The sequence below is a fragment of the Phyllobacterium sp. SB3 genome, from assembly GCF_040009165.1.
Taxonomy (GTDB): Bacteria; Pseudomonadota; Alphaproteobacteria; order Rhizobiales; family Rhizobiaceae; genus Phyllobacterium.
In genome coordinates this window covers 45,781-65,588 of record NZ_JBDYKI010000005.1, presented here as the reverse complement: position 1 = coordinate 65,588, position 19,808 = coordinate 45,781, and the positions used below count along the sequence as shown (strand labels likewise).

Below are 19,808 nucleotides of genomic sequence, written 5' to 3'. Positions count from 1 at the left end.
TTTCGTTGGAAGCGGGTGGGTTATAACACTAAAAATCCTGCTGTCCAGCATCAACTAACGAATTTTTCGCCGTTTTTCTGCCTCTTGCAAAGGGCACAGATAGATGCGTTCTTGGTGGGGTCACAGACAGGATTCGGTTTATATGGTTGATACGGGGGATAAAGCCGCCAAAGCAAAGTCTTTTGGCTGGGGAATCATTGGCAGCGGACAAATCGCCGGACAATTTGCCGCTGATCTGGCGCTGGCGCCGGGAGCTGCACTTTTAGCCAACTACTCGCGCACCGCAGCCAATGCAAAACGGTTTCATGAAAACTTTGGCACCGTACGCGCGTATTCCGATCTCGATGCATTTGTAGCCGATCCGCAGATTGATGCAGTTTACATCGCAACACCGAACTCAATGCATTTGGCACAGGCCCTGAAAGCCATCCGCTTTGGCAAGGCGATTCTGACTGAAAAACCGCTGGCCCCTTCCCATACGGAAGCCTCTGTCATTGAGCGAGAAGCCACTCGTGCAAACGTCTTTGCCATGGAAGCGCTATGGACAAGGTTCCTACCCGCAGTCACCGCCGCGAAAACAAAAATCAATAAAGGAGAAATCGGCGAAATTCGTAAAATCACCGCAGAATTGGCATATAAGCACCCATACGACCCCAAAAACCGCTTCTTCAGCAGATCCCTGGGCGGAGGTGCCAGTCTGGATCTCGGCATCTATTGCGTTTCTCTGGCCATGTATTTCCTCGGTCAGCCGCAGAAGGTTTCAGGCCTGTGGTATGCGGCTCCCAACGGCGTGGACATGAGTTCGGAGATAATGCTGCATTACGATGATGCTCAAGCAGAGCTCTCCTGCGGTTTTGATCGGGATGGAGCCAATCATTTCATCATTGAAGGCACAACCGGTACGATTCGCCTGGATGCGCCATTTTTGAAAGCCAAGAAACTAACCATCTACAAGGGATTCTCGCGCCAAACGTTTTTCGGTCCTTTGTCAGGCCCACGCGGAACACTCGGCAGAATGTTGGATAATTTGCCCGTACCGGGCCGGTCTTTCGAAGAATATGACTTTGAAGGCAGCGGCCTGCAATTTGAGGCAATTGCGGTCATGGACGCGATACATCAAGGCAAAACGAACTCTGATGTGATGCCGATTGCTGATAGTATCAGCGCATTGCGCGCCATCAATATTGTACTGGCGCAGGCCGCGACACAGCGCGTGATAAAGCTTTAATGTAGGCTTTAGGCCTACATGTCCTCTTCGCCGTCACTGTCTTCGGCGCTTTCCACGGCAGGCAACACGTAAGCGCCTGTCAGCCACCTGTTAAGATCAACATTGCGGCAACGCGACGAGCAGAAAGGGTAATGCTCACGCTGTGAGGGTCGCTTGCATTCGGGGCAAGGGCGTGTCGGCCGCAGGGGCGTGACATTCGCCATATTGTTTCTGTCGTCTGTCAAAATCGTAGTCCGTTTATTGTCCTGAAGCTTGCCAATTGGCATAGACAGGAAACCCCTCTCCCTGCAAAAGGTTCAAGGTTTCGTAAAGCGGCAGGCCCACCACATTGCTGTAGGAGCCGACCAGCTTGATCACGAAGCTACCGGCCAGACCCTGAATCGCATAGCCACCAGCTTTGCCGCGCCATTCGCCGGAAGCAAGATAGCTCTCAAGCTCCTCGCGCGAAAGCCGCTTGAAACGAACACGCGTTTCGATCAAATCCTGACGCAGTTTTCCGGCAGGCGTTATCAGGCAAAGGCCGGTATAAACCCTGTGCGAACGGCCGGACAACAGCCGTAAACAGGCAGTTGCTTCATCAAGTATTTCCGCTTTTGGCAGAATGCGTCGTCCAACGGCCACAACCGTATCGGCGCTGAGAATATAGGCTTTCCCAAGGTCAGCACTACCCTTCAACTCCGCAGCAACCTTTTCAGCTTTCAGACGCGAAAGCCGACGCGCCAGCGAACGCGGATGCTCCGCCCGCAACGGCGTCTCGTCCACGTCGGCAGGCAGCAAGCTATCCGGTTCAATGCCGATTTGGCCGAGCAACGACAAGCGGCGCGGCGAACCGGATGCAAGAACTAATTTGTGCTGATCGCTCATAAAGAGAATTCCTGCGGACAGGCTGAGGGCCGTTTACTTGAAACGGTAGGTGATGCGACCCTTGGTCAGATCGTATGGGGTCATTTCGACAAGAACTTTGTCGCCGGCAAGAACGCGAATACGGTTCTTGCGCATACGTCCAGCCGTGTGAGCAATAATTTCATGATCGTTTTCGAGCTTTACCCGGAACATCGCGTTGGGCAACAGCTCCGTCACGAGGCCAGGAAACTCCAGTACTTCTTCTTTCGCCATGCGTAGTTCTATCTCCAGAAATTGAATTTGCGGCCGTGTTCGACCGCAATTTTGCGCGGAACCTATAGTATTGCGCGGCATTTGTGAACAAGGGAGTTCGATCCAATTGTGCGGGCGCACAAGAGTATCAAGTCAATGGACCGAAACGATCCTCAATATGTTGTTTCAGATGATCGCGCACGTCGCGATAGGCACCCAGTATCTGATCTCGGCGGCCACGTACGAGTGTTGGATCGGGAGTAGGCCAATATTCGACATGTACGGACGTTGTTCTGGTCAACTCCAACGCCATATGGTGAGCCTTGGGGGATAATGTAATGATCAGGTCGAAATAATCATCCTCAAGCTCTTTAAAGGTGCGCGGCGTTGCCGACAGCCGCTTCAGACCAATTTCATCAAGAACCGCATCAACGAATGGATCAAGCTCACCCTTCTCGACACCTGCTGAGGCTACATAGACCTTTGACGGCAGGATTTTTCGCGCTATCGCTTCTGCCATGGGAGAGCGAATGGAGTTCATGCCGCATATGAACAGGACTGCACCCGGAATCCTCGGTTTGTCCCCTACCATTTCATCTGGGAGGGAATCGGGCAATCCGGGCACTGGTGCGCCTACCCCCGCCAATGCAGCACACATACCAATGTAAACAACCGGCGGGCGGTATCGAAATCGACCTCGATCTTGCCGCCAAGACGATCCATCAAGGCTTGCGATCCCTCATTGTGCAGCCCTCTCCGCCCCATATCGATAGCCTCGATCTTGCTGGGACTGGAGGCGCGAATGGCTTCATAATAGCTTTCGCAGATGAGGAAATAGTCTTTAATGACCTTGCGCAAGGGCGTGAGCGAGAGGATATGCGTAACGACTTCATCGCCGCTTTCGCGTGAAATCCCAAAAATCAAACGCGATTCGACCAGCGAAATCTTGAGCTTGTAGGGGCCCGCGCCATCATCACTGACAGGACGGAAACGGTTTTCTTCGATCAGATCGAAAATCGCGACAGCACGCTCATGCTCGACGTCGGGTGTCGAACGGCCGATCGTGTCGTCCAGCTCCACATCTATCAATCTCGCATCGCTTGCCGTCATCAGAATCCTAAAGGTTCAACCGGATTGCGACTGAATTACCATGTGCATCAAGTCCCTCTGCGCGAGCCAGTTCAATCGCAGCGGGTCCCAAAGCACGGAGTTGCTCGACACCCAACCTCAGAATGGAGGTTCGTTTGACATAGTCAAGCACGGAAAGTCCCGACGAAAAGCGTGCTGAGCGCGCCGTCGGCAATACATGGTTCGAACCGCCAACATAATCTCCGATGACTTCAGGCGTATAGCGGCCCAGAAAGATCGCTCCTGCGTTGCGAACGCCAGCCAGAAGTTGGTCTGTATCGGCAGCCGATATCTCAAGGTGTTCCGGAGCGATGCGATTGACCAGAGGCAAGGCTGATTGCAGGTCATTGACCAGAATAATCGCACCGTAATCCCGCCAGCTCTCGCTTGCGGTCTGACCGCGCGGTAGTGTTTTGAGCTGACGTTCGACGGCCGCAGCTACATCCGTGCCGAACGCTTCATCGTTAGTTATGAGAATTGATTGCGCCGCGCTGTCATGCTCGGCCTGCGCAAGCAGATCAGCGGCGATCCATTCCGGATTATTGTCGGCATCGGCCAGGATCAGCACTTCAGATGGTCCGGCAATCATATCGATCCCGACCGTGCCGAAGACCCGTCGCTTCGCTGCCGCCACATAGGCATTGCCGGGGCCGACGATCTTGGCAACCGGGGCAATGGTTTCAGTACCATAGGCCAGTGCTGCAATGGCCTGCGCACCGCCAATGCGGTAAATTTCGGACACACCGGCAAGCCGCGCTGCCACCAGAACCAGCGGATTGAGATTGCCGTCCGGAGATGGAACCACCATGACGATACGTTCGACACCAGCCACCTGTGCCGGGACTGCGTTCATCAGCACTGAGCTGGGATAGCTTGCCGTGCCGCCAGGAACGTAGAGCCCTACGGAATCAATTGCCGTCCAGCGTGAGCCGAGTTCAACACCAAGTGCATCCGTATAATGGTCATCCTTGGGCATTTGCCGTGCATGGTGCGAGTGGATGCGATCCCTTGCGAGCGTCAAAGCCTCGACTGTCGCTTGCGGCGCTGATGCCATGGCAGCATCGATCTCGGCGGCAGAAATAGCGATGCCATGTTCTGTCAGGTCGATACGGTCAAACTGCTTTGAATAATCGACAAGAGCCGCGTCACCGTTTGCGCGTACATTTCTAATGATGGTTTCAACCACGCGATCCACATCTTCCGACACTTCGCGCTTGGTTGAAAGAAATGCTGAAAATTTTTGCTCAAAATCCGAGTCGGTCTGTCTAAGTACCGATGTCATAATACTTATTCCTCAGTCTTCATGTTCCGGGCGGGATTGCGTTTCCCAAGCAGGACCCAGATCGGCCATCTGTGCTTCGATGGCTTCAACTTCCAGACGCAGGGCTTTATTAGCCGAGAACACCAATTCAATGGTGCCGGATGGGGCATCTGAAACAATAAAGCGGATTGCCAGAATGGAAAGAATATCATCCTTGTAGTGCCGATCGACACCCGTTGCTTTAACACTTGATACCTGACCAAAATACAGTGCTGTACGGCGGCGCTCGAAACTGCGATGGCGTTTGCCATCAGCTGCCTGTTCCCAGACGAACCGATTGACACCAAGCACCAATTTCTTTTCCGCTGCCAGATAGTCGATATCACCGACCTTCAACACGGAATCCTGCAGGTGCGCAGACAGAATTTGAAGATCTTCCTCATCAAGGGCGATGAGTTTGAGAGTGTCCATGTCTGCCCTTTGCCTCAGTTTACAGGATCGGGGTTTCCATTCGCAGACCCCGCTCCCTCCCTGTTAGAGGAAAGCGAAGCCAAATGGAATTATGCATAACGCATAATCGACGGGGAAATTCAGAACTCTCAGTCGCTGATACGTTCAACCACCGCACCGCAGCGGGTCAACTTTTCTTCAAGACGTTCAAAACCACGGTCGAGATGGTAAACGCGGTTGACCGTTGTTTCCCCTTCTGCCGCGAGACCGGCGATCACCAGCGAGACCGATGCACGCAAATCGGTTGCCATGACCGGCGCACCGCGCAAGCGCTCAACACCTTCGATCTTTGCAGTCTGCCCCGACAGCGAAATCTTTGCACCAAGGCGTGCCAGTTCCTGCACATGCATGAAGCGGTTTTCGAAAATGGTCTCCGTGATATGCGATGTGCCTTTGGCTTTGGTCATCAGGCCCATGAACTGGGCTTGAAGATCAGTCGGAAAGCCCGGGAATGGCTGTGTTGTAACATCGACCGGCATGATACCATGGCCGTTACGAACAACACGCAAGCCTGAATTGGTTTCCGATATTTCAGCACCGGCCTGACCGAGCGTTGCAAGTGCAGCAGTCAACAGGCTGGCATCAGCGCCTTCCAGAATGACGTCGCCACCTGTCATGGCAACCGCCATGGCATAGGTGCCTGTCTCGATACGATCCGGAATGACACGCACACGCGCGCCCGAAAGGCTGGTTACGCCTTCAATCGTGATCGTTGCCGTACCGGCACCGCTGACCTTGGCGCCCATAGCATTGAGGCACTCGGCGAGATTGACAACTTCCGGCTCCTGAGCAGCATTTTCAATGATCGTTTCGCCCTTGGCCAGCGTCGCAGCCATCATCAAAACATGCGTCGCACCAACGGAAACCTTGGGGAACACATAGCGAGCGCCGATCAGACCGCCCTTGGCGCTGGCTTTGACATAACCATTTTCGATCTCGATATCGGCACCCAGCGCGCGCAGACCATCGATGAACAGATCGACCGGACGTGTGCCAATCGCGCAACCACCCGGCAGCGAAACCGTAGCCACACCCATGCGGGCAAGCAGCGGGCCTATGACCCAGAAACTGGCACGCATTTTCGAGACGAGTTCGTAAGGAGCTACGGTGTCTACGATATTGCGGGCGGTGAAATGGATCGTACGCGAATAAGCCCCATCCTGCCGTTCACGGCGGCCATTGACCGAATAATCAACACCGTGATTGCCAAGAATGCGAATAAGCTGCTCGACATCTGCCAGATGCGGCACATTTTCGAGCGTCAGCGTGTCATCTGTCAAAAGAGACGCAATCATCAACGGCAGGGCCGCATTCTTGGCACCCGAGATCGGAATTATGCCATTAAGCTTATTACCGCCAACAATCTTGATGCGATCCATAATCTGTCACTTTCGCGGGGAATATACCCGTCCTGTCGTTAAGGCCCTTTGCAGAGCGGGTTGATGTAAACCATCACGTCTTCTGGTTCAAGAAAGGCTTTCGCTGACTGTGCATAACAATAGTTTTGCGAATCGGCCGTGCCAGTTTCTCTTGTTCTTGAATGCGAGTGCGTCGATTCTACGTCAAAACGACTGCACGCAGTAAATATGCACTTTATTCTTCAGCGCCAGCCGGGTTCGTGCCGGCCGCCTTTAATCCGTCATCGCGATCATCGGCAGCGCCTGCCCGGCGTGATCGTGACTGTTGTTTGCGGCGAGCAAGGTTTGCGCGCAATTGTTCCGAGCGGCGTTTCTCACGCTCCTCTTGTTCCCGACTGGGATTTTTTGAAGAAGAAGGCATTGGACTTATCCGGTATTTCTGCCAGCGGTTCCGGCATTTTCCCGGCAGCTGACCTGTGTTTTTTGCTCTTGTTGGATATTTTACCCAAGAGATTACGAATGCTTGCTTGCGATTTAAGCAATGATATGCCAGAAGTCCGCCGCGTTCGCAAATCGGCTGCGGTAGCTCAGTGGTAGAGCACTCCATTGGTAATGGAGAGGTCGAGAGTTCAATCCTCTCTCGCAGCACCAGTTCCCAAACAATTCAATTGATAGTCATTCGTCCCCGGATTTGTCTGGGATGAGGCTGATAGCAATGGCTATTGCTATCCCGATGCCAATACCCATCACTATATTGCCGAGGACAACTCCGATTGCTGTCCCGATCGCAACACCAACGCCTATGCTCAATGGTTTGTTGCCGGTCATATTTCTAGCCGAACTTCTCCAGTTCCTCTTTAAAACGCTCAATCATCCACGTGGCCGCTGGCCCCACCGCTTCCTCAACGGGATGAAGCGCCACCAGATTATAAGCCTGCTCGGGATAGGGCTCCAGATCGAGCGGGACAAGTCTGCCCTCAGCAATATCATCCTTGACCATCCACTTGGGCAAACCACCCCAACCAAGGCCAGCCAGCATCAGGGAATGTTTCGTTGCCACATCAGTCAAGCGCCACGTACGGTAAGCAAAAACGCCGAAATCCCGGCCTTTTGTCTGTTCGCTCAGATCCGTTATCACCAATTGGATATGGTCGCGTATAACGGCCAGCGGCACAGGCCCTTCATACAAGGCTAAAGGGTGCTCCGGCGCAGCAACCGGAATCATTGCAGTCTGCCCTAAACGGCACATTATCAACTCGTCATAGGCCTCAAGTGGCTGCCCTCCAATTCCGATATCAGCGCGCTTCTTGAGTACAAGATCCCATACGACGCCCAAAGCTCCAACATGCAACCGCAGGCTGACTGTCGGGAATTGCAATTGAAATGCAGTAAGGACTGCGATCAGCACAGGAGACGGCAATGTGACATCTACCGCAACAGCAATTTCTGCTTCAAGCCCCTGCTTCAATCCCTCGGCACGCGAACGCAGATTCTGGAGCACTGATATCATGCGCCTTGCATCCTCCAGCATGGCAGTACCGGACGCAGTGAGACGAGGTTCCCGCGTTCCACCCCGCTCAAAGAGCTGGAGTTCAAGCTGGGCTTCAAGATTGGCAATCGTGTAGCTGATGACGGATTGCGAGCGGTTCATCCGGCGAGCGGCAGCCGAAAAACTCCCCGTTTCGGCTACCGCCACAAAGACTTGTAGTTGATCCAGCGTCGGATTTGGCTGCATGACTTAATATCTACTTTATCGATGGGTCCAATAGATATTTTCCCAGTTTTCCTAATAGATGTCTAGGACCAAATATTGGCCATCAGTTTCATTCCTGAAAGGACCAATTAAATGTCATCTATTCTTCTGATCACTTCCAGCCCACGTGGTGAAGCATCCCATTCCACGCGCGTTGCTACTGAATTTGCCAAGAAGCTGGCTTCAGCCAAGCTGGGCAATACTCTAGTCACACGTGACCTGGCCGCCAATTCACTTCCGCATATCGATTCTGATTATACAGCCGGCATTTACACACCGGATGAAGCCCGCACCGCACCTCAAGCCAAGGTTGTAGGTGTGTCGGATGTTGTGATCGATGAAGTGTTTGCTGCGGATACCATCATTCTTGCTACAGGCATGATCAACTTCAATATTTCATCGACTCTTAAGTCGTGGCTCGACCATGTAATGCGGGCTGGCAAGACGTTCAGCTACGGCGCAGAAGGTCCGAAGGGTCTCGTGACTGGCAAGAAGGTGTATGTTGTGCTCGCTTCCGGCGGTGTTTACTCCGAGGGACCTGCAACACCGTTTGATCATGCAACGCCATATCTGAAAACGGCGCTCGGCTTCATTGGAATAACCGACCTTGAATTCATTCGTATCGAAGGTGTCGCGATGGGTCCTGATGCAGAGGCAAAAGCCATTTCGTCAGCTATTGAACAAACCAACGGTTTTGCCCTCGCAGCGTAATAGGCAAACCACAAAAAACAAAAGCGGGCCATGGCCCGCTTTTTGTTTGGTCTTTAATTAATGTGAGTAAAGCAATTATTCCTGACGGTTCCGTTCCGCATCATCCAGACGTTTCAACTGATCAAGCAAACTTTCAGGAACGGTTTCTTCTACTTTGTATATTCCGGCTGCGCGAATAGCCGAGCGGTAACATGACTGCGATATATGTCGTCGCAATATTTGAGATAGCTGTTTTTCGTAGGTCCGGTTGCTGCCGTCCATTGTTTTAGACTCCAACTTACTTGTCCTTGTAAACCCGCTCTCTACGAAGAAGGTTCCTCTTCTCCTACATTCCAACCCGTTAACGCAATGTGTCGCTGCGCCGCAGTCTAAAGTCTCGGTCAGTTTTCAACTGTTTACGGAACGTCTTGTCGTGCCGAACGTTACCCGCCAAATCATTTCAAGAGGAAATTCATTGGTAGAGACGTTTCACTATCTCAATTCCTTGCCGGTCGTGCCTCACGCGATTGCGCTGATCATTGCCTACGTTCTGGCATTCCCAATCGGGATGGAGCGGGAAGCCGAAGAGCGAAGCGCCGGTGTGAGAACTTTCCCCCTTGTTGCGATGGCTAGCTGCGGATTCATCCAAGGGGCAGAACAGCTGGTGACCGACAATCCCGAAGCTCTGGCCCGCATAGTTGAGGGACTGATAACCGGCGTTGGTTTTATTGGTGGTGGCGCAATTCTGCAACTGAAGGATTCAGTACGGGGAACTGCAACTGCTGCCAGCATATGGGCGACAGGAGCAATCGGTGTTGCCGTAGGACTCGAAAGTTATGATGTGGCTTTCATCATTTCGCTGTTTACGTTCCTGACTCTGCGCTTGATGCTGCCGCTCAAAAAAGAACCCAAAGAGAAATAACTATCCTTGGACTATCGACTTGAATTCCGCTTCTGCAATGCAATTTCCCATTTCATCGCGGATTCGACAATTCTATCGAGATCGTCCAACTTCGGCACCCAGCCCAATTCATTGCGAGCCTTGCTGCTATCGGCAACAATTGAAGGAGCATCGCCGGGACGTGCGGTGGTTGGGCGTGCATCGATGGGAGCGCCATGGATACGTTCCACACTGGCTATAACTTCCTTGACGGAAAAACCCCGCCCATAGCCGCAATTGGCAACCATGCTGCTTCCACCCGACCTTAGACGGTCAAGCGCCAGTCGATGCGCCAAAACAAGATCGGTCACATGAATGTAGTCGCGCACGCATGTCCCATCCGGTGTGGGATAATCGTTTCCAAAGATCTCCATGTAGCGCCGTTTGCCCAGCGCCGTTTCACAGGCGACCTTGATCAGATGAGTAGCGCCCCGTGTAGACTGCCCTGTACGGCCATTCGGATCAGCGCCTGCGACATTGAAATAGCGCAGGGCGGTGTAATGAAAATTATGCGCCGCAGCGGTATCCAGAAGCATACGCTCGGTCATGAGCTTTGACATGCCATAGGGTGATTGCGGGCTGGTGGCAAAGTCCTCGGTTACCGGAATCATGCCACCATCCCCATAGACTGCTGCCGTCGAGGAAAAAATGAAATTCTTTACATCTGACTTCACCACGGCATCGATGAGATCCCGCGATTTGGATGTGTTGTTTTCGTAATAGGCCAGCGGGTCCTTGACAGAGTCCGGAACCACTACAGAACCGGCAAAATGGATGACGGCATCTACATAATTGCGTTCGATTGTCTGGCGTACCAAGCTTTGATCAGAAATATCGCCTACAACCAACTTTGCTTCGGCTGGCAATGCCCAATCAAAACCCGTAGACAGCTTATCGATAACTACAACAGATTCACCTGCGTCAAGCAGATCCCAGACCATATGACTACCAATATAGCCAGCTCCCCCGGTCACAAGCACTGTCATAGTCGAAGCCCTCAACAGATTCCGTTTCATCAGCAGTTATTTTACCGCATTAACCCGTATGCAAAATTTAACCCCACAAATCAAACATATACCGCCAGCAGGTCTTCGCTCCCCAGTGTCAGGCTCAATGTGTTCATCTCGGCAATGTGACCAAGCGTGGCAAATTGCCCATGCTCCCGTCATGGATTTCGACAGTCAAAAAAGCTAATACGTTCATGATACAGGAGCAATTCATGGACTATCGTCGGTTTTTCGAGGACGCGATTGACCAGCTGCATGCTGAAAAGCGCTACCGGGTCTTCGCTAATTTGGAACGGATCGTGGGAAAATTTCCGCGTGCGCTTTGGCGCACGGCGGATGAGACGCGTGAAATTACGGTTTGGTGCTCGAACGATTACCTGGGCATGGGCCAACATCCGAAAGTTATTGCAGCAATGCACGACGCTTCGAGCCGGATGGGTTCAGGCGCTGGCGGCACGCGAAACATTTCGGGCAACAACCACCCGCTTGTAGAACTTGAAGCCGAGTTGGCTGACCTCCACGGGAAGGAAGCCGGGCTCGTTTTTACTTCGGGTTTCGTATCCAATGAAGCTTCGATTTCAACTATCGCCAAGTTGCTGCCGAACTGCCTCATTCTGTCTGACGAGCTAAATCACGCATCCATGATTGAGGGTGTCAGCCGCTCGGGCGCCGAAAAGAAGATTTTCCGGCATAACGACCTCGTCCATCTTGAGGAACTGCTAAAGGCCGCTGGTAAAGAACGCGCCAAATTGATCGTGTTCGAATCTGTTTATTCCATGGACGGCGATATCGCGCCGATTGCAGCAATAGCCGATCTTGCTGAAAAGTATAATGCCATGACCTATATCGACGAAGTTCATGCCGTTGGCATGTACGGCAATCGTGGTGGTGGTATTACGGACCGCGAAGGCCTGTCGCACCGGATCGATATTATCGAAGGCACCCTGGCCAAGGCTTTCGGCACGCTGGGGGGGTATATTACCGGTTCGAAAAGCGTTATCGATGCCGTTCGCTCCTATGCCCCTGGCTTTATCTTCACTACGGCATTGCCCCCGGTGATCGCAGCTGCGTCGACCGAGTCGATCCGGCATCTCAAAGTGTCTCAAGAAGAACGCCGAATGCACCAGTGTCAGGCTCAACTGACCAAGGATGTATTGGCGCAGGCAAATTTGCCGGTGATGCCATCGGAAACGCACATCGTGCCTGTTCACGTCGGCGATCCGGAGCTTTGCAAGAAAGCCAGCGACCGGCTTTTGGAGAAGCATGGCCTGTACATACAGCCGATTAACTACCCGACCGTACCTCGTGGGACAGAACGTCTACGAATCACGCCAACGCCTTTCCACTCAAACGAGCTTGTGGTCGAGTTGAAAGATGCCTTGGTTGAAGTGTGGACTGCGCTCGGCATTCCCTTTTCGAAGGACAGCGCACCTGTCATCGAATCGAATAATCGCGTGGTTACGCTCGCTGTCTCGAAAGCAGGCGGCTGAGATAAGTGTTCGGATCAGCGTTTGCTGATCCATTCTGCCAACCTTCCCGCAGCTTCTTCGACCTGATCCAGACGACGTGCAAAGCAGAGTCTCAGGAAAGCCTCTCCTCCGTCACCAAATGCGGTACCGGGTGCCAGTCCGACCTTGGCCTGATCGACAATATCGAACGCGGCGCGATAAGAGTCGCTGATGCCTTCAATTCCAAACATGAGATAGAACGCTCCGGCGGGTGGCGAAAGATGCACTCGGCCAGTTGCTGCCAGCCTGGCACAAAGAATATCCCGGGCTTTGTGTGCCCGCTCGACTTGCGAACGAATGAAGTCGTCGCCCTGATTCAAAGCGACGACGGCCCCACGCTGCATGAACTGGGCAACGCCTGATGTGGAGTACTGGATCAGATTTTCGATTGTCTGACCAAGAGACGGATGCGCCACAAGCCAGCCGACCCGCCACCCCGTCATGGCCCAGTTCTTTGAAAAGCTATTGACGAAGATAATACGATCATCCGGGTCCATGACATCAAGGAACGACGGGGCGCGCCGCGCGCCATAATAGAAATGTGCGTAAATTTCATCTGCCACTATCCACAGCCCGTGTTGGCGGGCAATATGGAGTATCTCTTTCAATGTCTCGATATCGGCGGTCCAACCGGACGGATTGGAAGGCGTATTGATGAATAATGCTTTGGTTTTCGGCGTAATGGCATCGCGAATTTTCTGCGGGTCGAAAGTCCAACCATTTCCAGTGAAATCCTGCGTCACCGCAACAGGCGTTGCTCCGGCGATTGCTGCGGCTGCCGCGAAATTTGGCCATGCAGGCGAAAGGTAAATAACTTCATCGCCTGCTCCGGCTGTTGCTTGAACGGCCAGTTGGATGGATTGCATCCCGGAACCCGTGACGTAAAAATGCTCTACGGGAAGATCAACAGCAAAATGCCGCCTGTAATAATCGGACAGCGCTTGCCTCAGTTCCGGAATACCACGCTGCCACGTATAAAAGGTCTCACCATTGTCCAGCCCCTCACCCGCCGCATTGCGGATGAATTCCGGTGTTGGGAGATCACCTTCGCCGGCCCAAAGAGGAATAACTCCTTCTTGCTTCCTGCCGTGATTCATAACGGCAACGATGCCACTTTCCGGCGCCACCGCAGCTTCGTGACGGAGATGCTCTATCAAACTCATGCGTTGCGTTCCCACTCAATATTTGCAGGCTTCCTGCGGATTATCCGCAGAAACCATTGAGTAGAAGGCCTAACGCAATGCCAGCCCTTTATCACGCGGATATTTGTGATGTTTCCATCAGTCCAAATGATGGGCTGCTGACAGTGCCTGACAAAGAAAAACCCCGGCTCGTTGGCCGGGGTTTTTTGGTCAGCTTACTTTTTCGCGAGCAGATCGCGGATTTCGGTGAGGAGAACCTCTTCTTTGGCTGGTGCCGGATCAGCCGCGACTTCCTTCTTCTTGAAGCGGTTCATGGCCTTGACAACCATGAACAACACCCATGCGATGATGAGGAAGTTAATCAGCAGGGTAATGAAATTACCGTAGGCAATGGTGGCACCGGCTTCGCGTGCAGCGGCAAGGTTTGGTGCCGCGGCTCCTGATAGCTGTATATAAAGATTTGAAAAATCCGTGCCGTTAGTCAAAAGACCGATGACCGGCATTAATAGATCAGCCACAATGGATTCTACCAGTTTGCCAAAAGCGCCACCGATGATCACACCGATTGCAAGATCAACCATGTTTCCCTTTAAGGCAAATTCCTTGAATTCCTTTAGCATGATATACCACTCTCCAGTATTGTGTGATAATGCGAACCATCCGTCCCAGATGGCCTGTAGTCCACGTGCGACACTAACAGAATTTTTGCATTAATTAATAGACCGATTAAATGTTTATACAGTTGCCTGGCCCGTTGCAGCGCTTGCTCCAGCTTGAAGCCATTCAGACAATTTGATTGGCAGGTCGAACTGCGAGGATATAGCGAATGGCAAGCTGGATCGCGATAATCGTCGCGTTTCTCTACTTCTCAACCCAGTTCTGGACGATCCACGTTGCAGATCGACAGAACAAAGCCACGATAAACCGACCGCGACCATTACTGTATTCACTTGCAATCGCAGCCAGCGGTAGCAGCTGGCTCTATTACGGCTCCACAGGTTACGCTGCGCTTCACGGCATTGAGTTCATTGGCCTTTACGTGGGGATTCTTCTCTTCTTTACGATCGGCTTTCCATTCCTGCTCAAACTACGCCAACTGGCGGGGACGGAGGGCATTACTTCTATTTCCGATATGATTGGTGCACGGTACGGCAAGAGCTTTATGGTAGCTGCCATCGTGACGTCGATTATGGCCATAGGGTTAATCCCCTATTTTGCCTTGCAGATGACGTCTATCCATTACCTCTTCGATATTCTGGCTGGGGCTTATACACCGCATGCAGAACATGATCACACCGGGCACTTTGCAATTCCATTTCTGTTTATCGGGCTGTTTGCGATATTCATTGTCTTTTACAGCGGACGGTCCAATCCCTCGGCAGAGCGCTATAACGGAATTTTTCACAGCCTGGCGCTAGATACCGTGATCAAGTATGCAGCGATTTCATGTATTGGAATTGCGACTGCCACTTGGCTGTTTGGCTCTCCGTCAGACATTCTTGAATCAATTTCAGCAAATCGACATCGCATACCTGCACTTCAACAGGATTTTTCCCTGGGAGACTTCTCCAGCCTCGTTGTACTCGGAATCTCGTCTGTATTTCTTCTACCCAGTCAATTTCATCTCATAGTTGTTCAAAACCGGAACGATAACGAACTGCGCATGGCACGTTGGTTCATTCCAACAACTATGCTGATCCTTGGAATTCTTATCTTTCCTGTGGCAGTCATTGGCTCTCTCGTTCTCCCATCGGACACCTCAGTCGACTTCTATTTCCTTGCTCTACCTGTTGTTGCCGGGCAATCCTGGTTGGCAATGATCGGCCTTGCCGGAGGATTGGCGGCGGCGGCTACGATGATGCTCTTTCCGGCAATTCTCTTGTCGGTGATGATTTCAAACGATTTGCTCCTACCAATTCTTTTGAGACGAACGTCCGTTCGCACAGGCCCGCCCAAAGACTTCACAAAAGTTATCCTGACGCTTCGCCGTGCCGCTGTTTTCGCAATCCTTCTGACCGCGTTCGGTTATCAGTTTGTTATATCCGTGCATGTCGATTTTGCATCGCTGATCCTGATATCCGCTACAGCGATGATACAGCTGGCACCAGCTTTTTTGGGCGGAATGTTCTGGAGCGGCGCCAATGCAAGGGGTGTGTTCCTCGGCACATTCGGGGGCATGGTTGTGTGGTTCTACACAATGGTTCTGCCAAGTCTGGTGCCAATTGATTCCAGCTTTCTTGCCATCGGACCATTGGGGGTGACTGCACTGCGGCCACAAGCCTTGTTTGGCCTTGAGGCGTCAAATTTCGTGAATGGTCTTTTTTGGACGTTATTGGTAAACGTCTCGCTTTTCGTAGTGGGCTCGCTTTCCCGCACAGCTACTCCCAGCGAGCGTATTCAGGCATCAATATTCCTGACGGATAAATCGCTATCAAAAAATGCTATAAAAAATCTGGAGGCCAATGTAACAGTCAGACAATTGAAAACCACGCTGGCGAAGTACATTGGCAGTGCACAGACAGAACTCGCATTCAATAACTTCTACAAACAATCGAATATAACCCCGAATGATGACGACCCTGCAGATTTCAATACAGTGCATTTTTCGGAACAGTTCCTATCAGGTATTGTTGGGCCCCCATCTGCACGGCTGATCCTGTCTCTTGCGATGGGCCCGACCAGTACGGCACAGCGGCAGGCGCAAATCCTGCTGGATCATGCCACCGACGCGTTCTCACAAAACCGGCAACTTTTGCAGACTGCTCTAGATCAGATGGATCAGGCGATCGGTGTCTTCGATAGCAACTATCGACTCAGCTGTTGGAATTTGCAATTTCAACTCATTCTGGAACTGCCCAGAGAACAGCAGAGAATGGGTACGTCACTCGACCGAATTCTGGTTGCGCTGCTTCGCCATGGAGATGTCTCCAACCGGCGACATCCAATAACCAAAGCAGTGTTCATCAATTCTTCAGAGCCGCTGCGGGTGAAGCTGAGAAAAAATGGCAGGACAATCGAAATTCGTTCCAATGCCATGCCCGATGGTGGGTTGGTTACGACATTTACTGATATAAGCGAGATCGTTGATGCTGACGAATTGCTGAGGCAAACGAATGAGTCACTGGAGCAGCGTGTCCGTGATCGCACGACCGAGTTGACATTGGCAAATCAGCAACTGGCCAAGGCTCAAAAACGTGCTGAAGAGGCCAATATTGAGAAAACACGTTTTCTTGCAGATGCAGGCCACGATATTCTTCAACCGCTCAATGCTGCCCGACTATACTCCTCCGCATTGATTGAAAGGCTGGGCGATCTGCGTGAGAAAGAACTCGTGCAAAGCGTCGACTCATCACTGGAAGCCGTCGAGTCAATAATCAGTGCACTCCTCGACATTTCCCGGCTGGATACGGGCGCGTTAAAACCAGTCATATCCGTATTCCGTCTGGATTCCCTTCTCCAGCAAATAGGAAGAGATTTTGCTCCTGCCGCTCGGGAAAAAGGTTTGGACCTTCGCATTGTTGCAAGTTCTGCAATCGTCACTACAGACCGGAATCTCTTAAGACGCCTGATACAAAATCTTGTTTCCAATGCCATCAAGTACAGTCGCAATGGCCGAATACTGATTGGAGGTCGAAAACGCGGCGAGTTCATCCAGTTGAAAGTCTGCGATACCGGGATAGGTATCGCACAATCAAAACTGGACTATATTTTTCATGAGTTCGCCAGATTGGTGGAAGGAATGAAGGAGTCCGACGGTCTCGGGCTTGGCTTGTCGATTGTAGAGCGGATTGGCAAGATTCTCGATCTGGACGTTGGCGTAGATTCTGTTGTCGGCAAAGGTTCGGTATTCTCCGTGACGATACCACTTTCCAATGCTTTAGCGCTGTCTTCCGAAAACAGTCCGGTTCTACGCCCAGCGAGTTCTCTCACTGGTATGCGCATAGTTTGTGTCGACGACAACGCCGACTCTTTGTCTGGATTGGAAGAACTCCTGAGCACTTGGGGCTGCGTTGTAGTTGCGTTACGAACAGGCAATGCCATGCGGCAGTATTGTCTTGATGGCGAAGCTGCGCCAGACGCAATCCTCGCTGATTACAACCTCGATGAAGAGAATGGTCTCGATCTAATACAGTTCTTCAGAAACAATTATAACAGAGATATAAATGCCGCTTTGATCACTGCTGATCGTTCCGAAGAGGTGCAGCAGCAAGCGGCGGCACTGGGAGCCTCATTAATTAACAAGCCGGTGAGGCCCGCAATCCTAAGAGCATTACTTTCGCACTTTCGTCAGGATATCGCTGCGCAATGACTACTGAAGAGCAACAGTCGGCATTTCGGCGGGCACCGCTTCGTCCTTGAAACGCGCAAGTCTAATAACTGCCTGAGTGCGGCTTTCCACGCCAAGTTTATAAAGAACCGCCGACACATGGGCTTTAATTGTGGCTTCTGAAACATTCAGATCATGAGCTATCTGCTTGTTTAGCATCCCGTCAGCCATCAAATCCAGAACGCGACCTTGCTGCGGCGTCAGCTTGCGGATGCACTTTATCAGATCAATCAAATCCGCATCCAGTTCGCCCTCTTCCTCACCAATCAACGGAGACCAGATACCCCCATCAAGTATGGTTTGCACCGCCGCTTTGATAACGTCCGGAGTTGAAGCTTTGGATATGAACCCGGAAGCGCCCAGTCCGAGAGCCGCACGAATTGTTATCGGATCATCCGTCGCCGAAACAATTGCAATAGGAACAAGTGGTTGAAGCGACCTGAGAGAAATAAGTCCTGTCATTCCGCCAATGCCATTCAAGGATAAATCCAATAATACCAGATCAATATCGCTCGACGACTTGATAAGTTGCTTGGCACCATCAAGATCACCAACTTCAATGATGTCGATATCATCCGTGGAAGATGAAAGAGCCAATTTTAATGCACCCCTAAACAACGGGTGATCATCAACAATGATAAATGTATATTTCATAGGTAAAAGTCCCTAATACTAAAATAAAGCAGATATAATCCTAAATATCTAATGCTAACGACTAACGCCAATTTCCCTGATATATCAACTAGATTTTGACGCATGATAAAGTTTCACTAAACACAGCTCCCATTAGCTATAGACCAGCCAAGGAAATGCCTTGTTAAAATCTTAATCCCAAGCGATTATCCATTAGTGGGGAATAGTTTGAAAGTAGAATTGGATGATCACACATACTCTCTACCCTGAGACGCAACCTTATTCGGAACAGATGTTGCAAGTTTCCGAGTTGCATACGATCCACGTGGAGGAATGCGGCAATCCTGATGGCAAACCTGTCATCATGATTCATGGCGGGCCGGGTGGCGGTATAAACCCCACCATGCGTCGACTGCATGACCCCGAACTTTACCGCATAATTCTGTTTGATCAGCGTGGTTGCGGAAAATCAACGCCATATGCCGAGTTGAATGAGAATACGACCTGGGATCTGGTTGCCGATATGGAGCGCATCAGAACTCATCTTGGTGTGGAGAAATGGCAGGTGTTCGGTGGCTCGTGGGGCTCGACGCTCGCTCTGGCCTATTCGCAAACCCATCCTGACAAAGTAACCGAGCTGATCCTGCGCGGTATATTCCTTATTCGTCGTTTTGAGATTGATTGGTTCTACTCCAACGGCGCCAGCATTATTTATCCGGATCGCTTCGAGTCATATCAGGAGCATATTCCTGAAGATGAGCGCGGCGACATGATTGCCGCCTATTATAAGCGTCTCACCGACCCCGATGAGGATGTACGTCTTGCTGCGGCGAAACTCTGGGCACGCTGGGAAGGGTCTGCGCTTTCCTTGCTGCCTGATCCCGCACGGGCGGATGCCTTTAGCGCTGATCATTTCGCTATCGCCTTTGCCCGTATCGAATGTCATTATTTTCAGAACAAGGGCTTTTTCGATACCGACGATCATCTCCTGCGCAACGCATATCTGATCCGCGATATTCCGGGTATTATTGTGCATGGCCGCTATGATATGTGCACGCCTCTCCTGAACGCCTGGCATCTGAAAAAAGTCTGGCCGGAAGTTGACCTTCGCATCGTCGAAGATGCGGGACATGCGGTAAGCGAGCCGGGAATAGTGCATGAGCTTGTTGCTGCGACCAAACGTTTCGCTGCACTATAAAACGATAGGCGGCTATTTGTGGCCGCCTCT

At 51.7% G+C, this 19,808-nt stretch carries 22 protein-coding genes and 1 tRNA gene; 7 read left to right on the top strand and 16 right to left on the bottom strand.

The window, feature by feature from the left end; all coding sequences use genetic code 11:
* Positions 1–103: 103 nt before the first annotated feature.
* Complete coding sequence (locus ABKW30_RS19070) at positions 104–1,228, top strand: Gfo/Idh/MocA family oxidoreductase (RefSeq protein ID WP_348600507.1); 1,125 nt, start codon at positions 104–106, stop codon at positions 1,226–1,228.
* 14 nt (positions 1,229–1,242) lie between these two features.
* Here the strand turns inward: ABKW30_RS19070 and yacG are convergent, their stop codons facing one another.
* From yacG to ABKW30_RS19025, 9 genes are all read right to left on the bottom strand, one after another.
* The gene (yacG, locus tag ABKW30_RS19065; protein WP_348600506.1) at positions 1,243–1,494 is read right to left on the bottom strand and encodes a DNA gyrase inhibitor YacG; all 252 of its coding nucleotides are present in this window, start codon (positions 1,492–1,494) and stop codon (positions 1,243–1,245) included.
* Positions 1,466–2,092: a Maf-like protein gene (locus ABKW30_RS19060; RefSeq protein WP_348600505.1), complete on the bottom strand. Its 627-nt coding sequence runs from the start codon at positions 2,090–2,092 to the stop codon at positions 1,466–1,468. The genes yacG and ABKW30_RS19060 overlap by 29 nt, the downstream gene beginning before the upstream one ends.
* A 33-nt stretch (positions 2,093–2,125) precedes the next feature.
* Complete coding sequence (gene infA / locus ABKW30_RS19055) at positions 2,126–2,344, bottom strand: translation initiation factor IF-1 (protein ID WP_008122731.1); 219 nt, start codon at positions 2,342–2,344, stop codon at positions 2,126–2,128.
* A gap of 127 nt (positions 2,345–2,471) precedes the next feature.
* Positions 2,472–2,915 carry a low molecular weight phosphatase family protein gene (locus tag ABKW30_RS19050; RefSeq protein ID WP_348600504.1) on the bottom strand — a complete coding sequence of 148 codons (444 nt, stop codon included), beginning with the start codon at positions 2,913–2,915 and terminating at the stop codon, positions 2,472–2,474.
* A gap of 41 nt (positions 2,916–2,956) precedes the next feature.
* Positions 2,957–3,433, bottom strand: coding sequence for a UPF0262 family protein (locus ABKW30_RS19045; RefSeq protein ID WP_348600503.1), 477 nt, complete (start codon positions 3,431–3,433; stop codon positions 2,957–2,959).
* Positions 3,434–3,440: 7 nt separating this feature from the next.
* Positions 3,441–4,733 (bottom strand): histidinol dehydrogenase, encoded by a 1,293-nt coding sequence (gene hisD, locus ABKW30_RS19040; RefSeq protein WP_348600502.1) that lies wholly within the window; start codon positions 4,731–4,733, stop codon positions 3,441–3,443.
* 12 nt (positions 4,734–4,745) lie between these two features.
* The gene (locus ABKW30_RS19035; protein ID WP_348600501.1) at positions 4,746–5,183 is read right to left on the bottom strand and encodes a DUF2948 family protein; all 438 of its coding nucleotides are present in this window, start codon (positions 5,181–5,183) and stop codon (positions 4,746–4,748) included.
* Positions 5,184–5,311: 128 nt separating this feature from the next.
* Positions 5,312–6,601, bottom strand: a complete 1,290-nt coding sequence (murA, locus tag ABKW30_RS19030) for a UDP-N-acetylglucosamine 1-carboxyvinyltransferase (protein ID WP_348600500.1) — start codon at positions 6,599–6,601, stop codon at positions 5,312–5,314.
* 214 nt (positions 6,602–6,815) lie between these two features.
* Positions 6,816–7,001, bottom strand: coding sequence for a hypothetical protein (locus ABKW30_RS19025; protein ID WP_348600499.1), 186 nt, complete (start codon positions 6,999–7,001; stop codon positions 6,816–6,818).
* Between the two features lie 155 nt (positions 7,002–7,156).
* Between ABKW30_RS19025 and ABKW30_RS19020 the strand changes: the two genes are divergently transcribed.
* Positions 7,157–7,231 (top strand) — tRNA-Thr (locus ABKW30_RS19020).
* A 24-nt stretch (positions 7,232–7,255) separates the two neighbouring features.
* Here the strand turns inward: ABKW30_RS19020 and ABKW30_RS19015 are convergent.
* Positions 7,256–7,408 carry a hypothetical protein gene (locus ABKW30_RS19015; RefSeq protein ID WP_348600498.1) on the bottom strand — a complete coding sequence of 51 codons (153 nt, stop codon included), beginning with the start codon at positions 7,406–7,408 and terminating at the stop codon, positions 7,256–7,258.
* 4 nt (positions 7,409–7,412) lie between these two features.
* On the bottom strand, positions 7,413–8,315 hold the full coding sequence (locus tag ABKW30_RS19010; RefSeq protein ID WP_348600496.1) for a LysR family transcriptional regulator: 903 nt from the start codon (positions 8,313–8,315) through the stop codon (positions 7,413–7,415).
* Between the two features lie 111 nt (positions 8,316–8,426).
* On the opposite strand from ABKW30_RS19010, the gene ABKW30_RS19005 reads away from it, so the two are divergent.
* Positions 8,427–9,044: an FMN-dependent NADH-azoreductase gene (locus ABKW30_RS19005; protein ID WP_348600495.1), complete on the top strand. Its 618-nt coding sequence runs from the start codon at positions 8,427–8,429 to the stop codon at positions 9,042–9,044.
* A gap of 75 nt (positions 9,045–9,119) precedes the next feature.
* On the opposite strand, the gene ABKW30_RS19000 is transcribed toward ABKW30_RS19005, so the two are convergent.
* Positions 9,120–9,305, bottom strand: coding sequence for a hypothetical protein (locus ABKW30_RS19000; protein WP_348600494.1), 186 nt, complete (start codon positions 9,303–9,305; stop codon positions 9,120–9,122).
* Positions 9,306–9,498: 193 nt separating this feature from the next.
* On the opposite strand from ABKW30_RS19000, the gene ABKW30_RS18995 reads away from it, so the two are divergent.
* Positions 9,499–9,945: an MgtC/SapB family protein gene (locus ABKW30_RS18995; protein WP_348600493.1), complete on the top strand. Its 447-nt coding sequence runs from the start codon at positions 9,499–9,501 to the stop codon at positions 9,943–9,945.
* A gap of 11 nt (positions 9,946–9,956) precedes the next feature.
* Here the strand turns inward: ABKW30_RS18995 and galE are convergent, their stop codons facing one another.
* Positions 9,957–10,949, bottom strand: coding sequence for a UDP-glucose 4-epimerase GalE (galE, locus tag ABKW30_RS18990; RefSeq protein WP_348600492.1), 993 nt, complete (start codon positions 10,947–10,949; stop codon positions 9,957–9,959).
* A gap of 233 nt (positions 10,950–11,182) precedes the next feature.
* Between galE and hemA the strand changes: the two genes are divergently transcribed.
* Positions 11,183–12,460, top strand: a complete 1,278-nt coding sequence (gene hemA, locus ABKW30_RS18985; RefSeq protein WP_348600491.1) for a 5-aminolevulinate synthase — start codon at positions 11,183–11,185, stop codon at positions 12,458–12,460.
* A 14-nt stretch (positions 12,461–12,474) separates the two neighbouring features.
* Here the strand turns inward: hemA and ABKW30_RS18980 are convergent, their stop codons facing one another.
* Both ABKW30_RS18980 and mscL read right to left on the bottom strand, forming a co-directional pair.
* Positions 12,475–13,641, bottom strand: coding sequence for a pyridoxal phosphate-dependent aminotransferase (locus tag ABKW30_RS18980; protein WP_348600490.1), 1,167 nt, complete (start codon positions 13,639–13,641; stop codon positions 12,475–12,477).
* A gap of 194 nt (positions 13,642–13,835) precedes the next feature.
* Positions 13,836–14,240 carry a large conductance mechanosensitive channel protein MscL gene (gene mscL, locus ABKW30_RS18975; protein ID WP_348600489.1) on the bottom strand — a complete coding sequence of 135 codons (405 nt, stop codon included), beginning with the start codon at positions 14,238–14,240 and terminating at the stop codon, positions 13,836–13,838.
* Positions 14,241–14,446: 206 nt separating this feature from the next.
* Here mscL and ABKW30_RS18970 point away from each other — a divergent pair, with 206 nt between their 5' ends.
* The gene (locus ABKW30_RS18970; protein WP_348600488.1) at positions 14,447–17,929 is read left to right on the top strand and encodes a PAS-domain containing protein; all 3,483 of its coding nucleotides are present in this window, start codon (positions 14,447–14,449) and stop codon (positions 17,927–17,929) included.
* Here the strand turns inward: ABKW30_RS18970 and ABKW30_RS18965 are convergent, their stop codons facing one another.
* Positions 17,930–18,601: a response regulator transcription factor gene (locus ABKW30_RS18965; protein WP_348600487.1), complete on the bottom strand. Its 672-nt coding sequence runs from the start codon at positions 18,599–18,601 to the stop codon at positions 17,930–17,932.
* A 223-nt stretch (positions 18,602–18,824) separates the two neighbouring features.
* On the opposite strand from ABKW30_RS18965, the gene pip reads away from it, so the two are divergent.
* The gene (gene pip, locus ABKW30_RS18960; RefSeq protein WP_348600486.1) at positions 18,825–19,778 is read left to right on the top strand and encodes a prolyl aminopeptidase; all 954 of its coding nucleotides are present in this window, start codon (positions 18,825–18,827) and stop codon (positions 19,776–19,778) included.
* Positions 19,779–19,808 lie beyond the last annotated feature (30 nt).

Bases quoted from the DNA above. Each gene is read 5' to 3' on its own strand.
- ABKW30_RS19025 (WP_348600499.1), bottom strand. From the start codon at position 7,001: ATGCCTTCTTCTTCAAAAAATCCCAGTCGGGAACAAGAGGAGCGTGAG.
- ABKW30_RS19070 (WP_348600507.1), top strand. From the start codon at position 104: ATGCGTTCTTGGTGGGGTCACAGACAGGATTCGGTTTATATGGTTGAT.
- ABKW30_RS19045 (WP_348600503.1), bottom strand. From the start codon at position 3,433: ATGACGGCAAGCGATGCGAGATTGATAGATGTGGAGCTGGACGACACG.
- murA (WP_348600500.1), bottom strand. From the start codon at position 6,601: ATGGATCGCATCAAGATTGTTGGCGGTAATAAGCTTAATGGCATAATT.
- ABKW30_RS18980 (WP_348600490.1), bottom strand. From the start codon at position 13,641: ATGAGTTTGATAGAGCATCTCCGTCACGAAGCTGCGGTGGCGCCGGAA.
- ABKW30_RS19010 (WP_348600496.1), bottom strand. From the start codon at position 8,315: ATGCAGCCAAATCCGACGCTGGATCAACTACAAGTCTTTGTGGCGGTA.
- ABKW30_RS19060 (WP_348600505.1), bottom strand. From the start codon at position 2,092: ATGAGCGATCAGCACAAATTAGTTCTTGCATCCGGTTCGCCGCGCCGC.
- galE (WP_348600492.1), bottom strand. From the start codon at position 10,949: ATGACAGTGCTTGTGACCGGGGGAGCTGGCTATATTGGTAGTCATATG.
- ABKW30_RS19000 (WP_348600494.1), bottom strand. From the start codon at position 9,305: ATGGACGGCAGCAACCGGACCTACGAAAAACAGCTATCTCAAATATTG.
- ABKW30_RS19015 (WP_348600498.1), bottom strand. From the start codon at position 7,408: ATGACCGGCAACAAACCATTGAGCATAGGCGTTGGTGTTGCGATCGGG.
- ABKW30_RS19035 (WP_348600501.1), bottom strand. From the start codon at position 5,183: ATGGACACTCTCAAACTCATCGCCCTTGATGAGGAAGATCTTCAAATT.
- ABKW30_RS18965 (WP_348600487.1), bottom strand. From the start codon at position 18,601: ATGAAATATACATTTATCATTGTTGATGATCACCCGTTGTTTAGGGGT.
- ABKW30_RS18970 (WP_348600488.1), top strand. From the start codon at position 14,447: ATGGCAAGCTGGATCGCGATAATCGTCGCGTTTCTCTACTTCTCAACC.
- ABKW30_RS19005 (WP_348600495.1), top strand. From the start codon at position 8,427: ATGTCATCTATTCTTCTGATCACTTCCAGCCCACGTGGTGAAGCATCC.
- ABKW30_RS19050 (WP_348600504.1), bottom strand. From the start codon at position 2,915: ATGGTAGGGGACAAACCGAGGATTCCGGGTGCAGTCCTGTTCATATGC.
- infA (WP_008122731.1), bottom strand. From the start codon at position 2,344: ATGGCGAAAGAAGAAGTACTGGAGTTTCCTGGCCTCGTGACGGAGCTG.
- hemA (WP_348600491.1), top strand. From the start codon at position 11,183: ATGGACTATCGTCGGTTTTTCGAGGACGCGATTGACCAGCTGCATGCT.
- yacG (WP_348600506.1), bottom strand. From the start codon at position 1,494: ATGCCAATTGGCAAGCTTCAGGACAATAAACGGACTACGATTTTGACA.
- mscL (WP_348600489.1), bottom strand. From the start codon at position 14,240: ATGCTAAAGGAATTCAAGGAATTTGCCTTAAAGGGAAACATGGTTGAT.
- hisD (WP_348600502.1), bottom strand. From the start codon at position 4,733: ATGACATCGGTACTTAGACAGACCGACTCGGATTTTGAGCAAAAATTT.
- pip (WP_348600486.1), top strand. From the start codon at position 18,825: ATGATCACACATACTCTCTACCCTGAGACGCAACCTTATTCGGAACAG.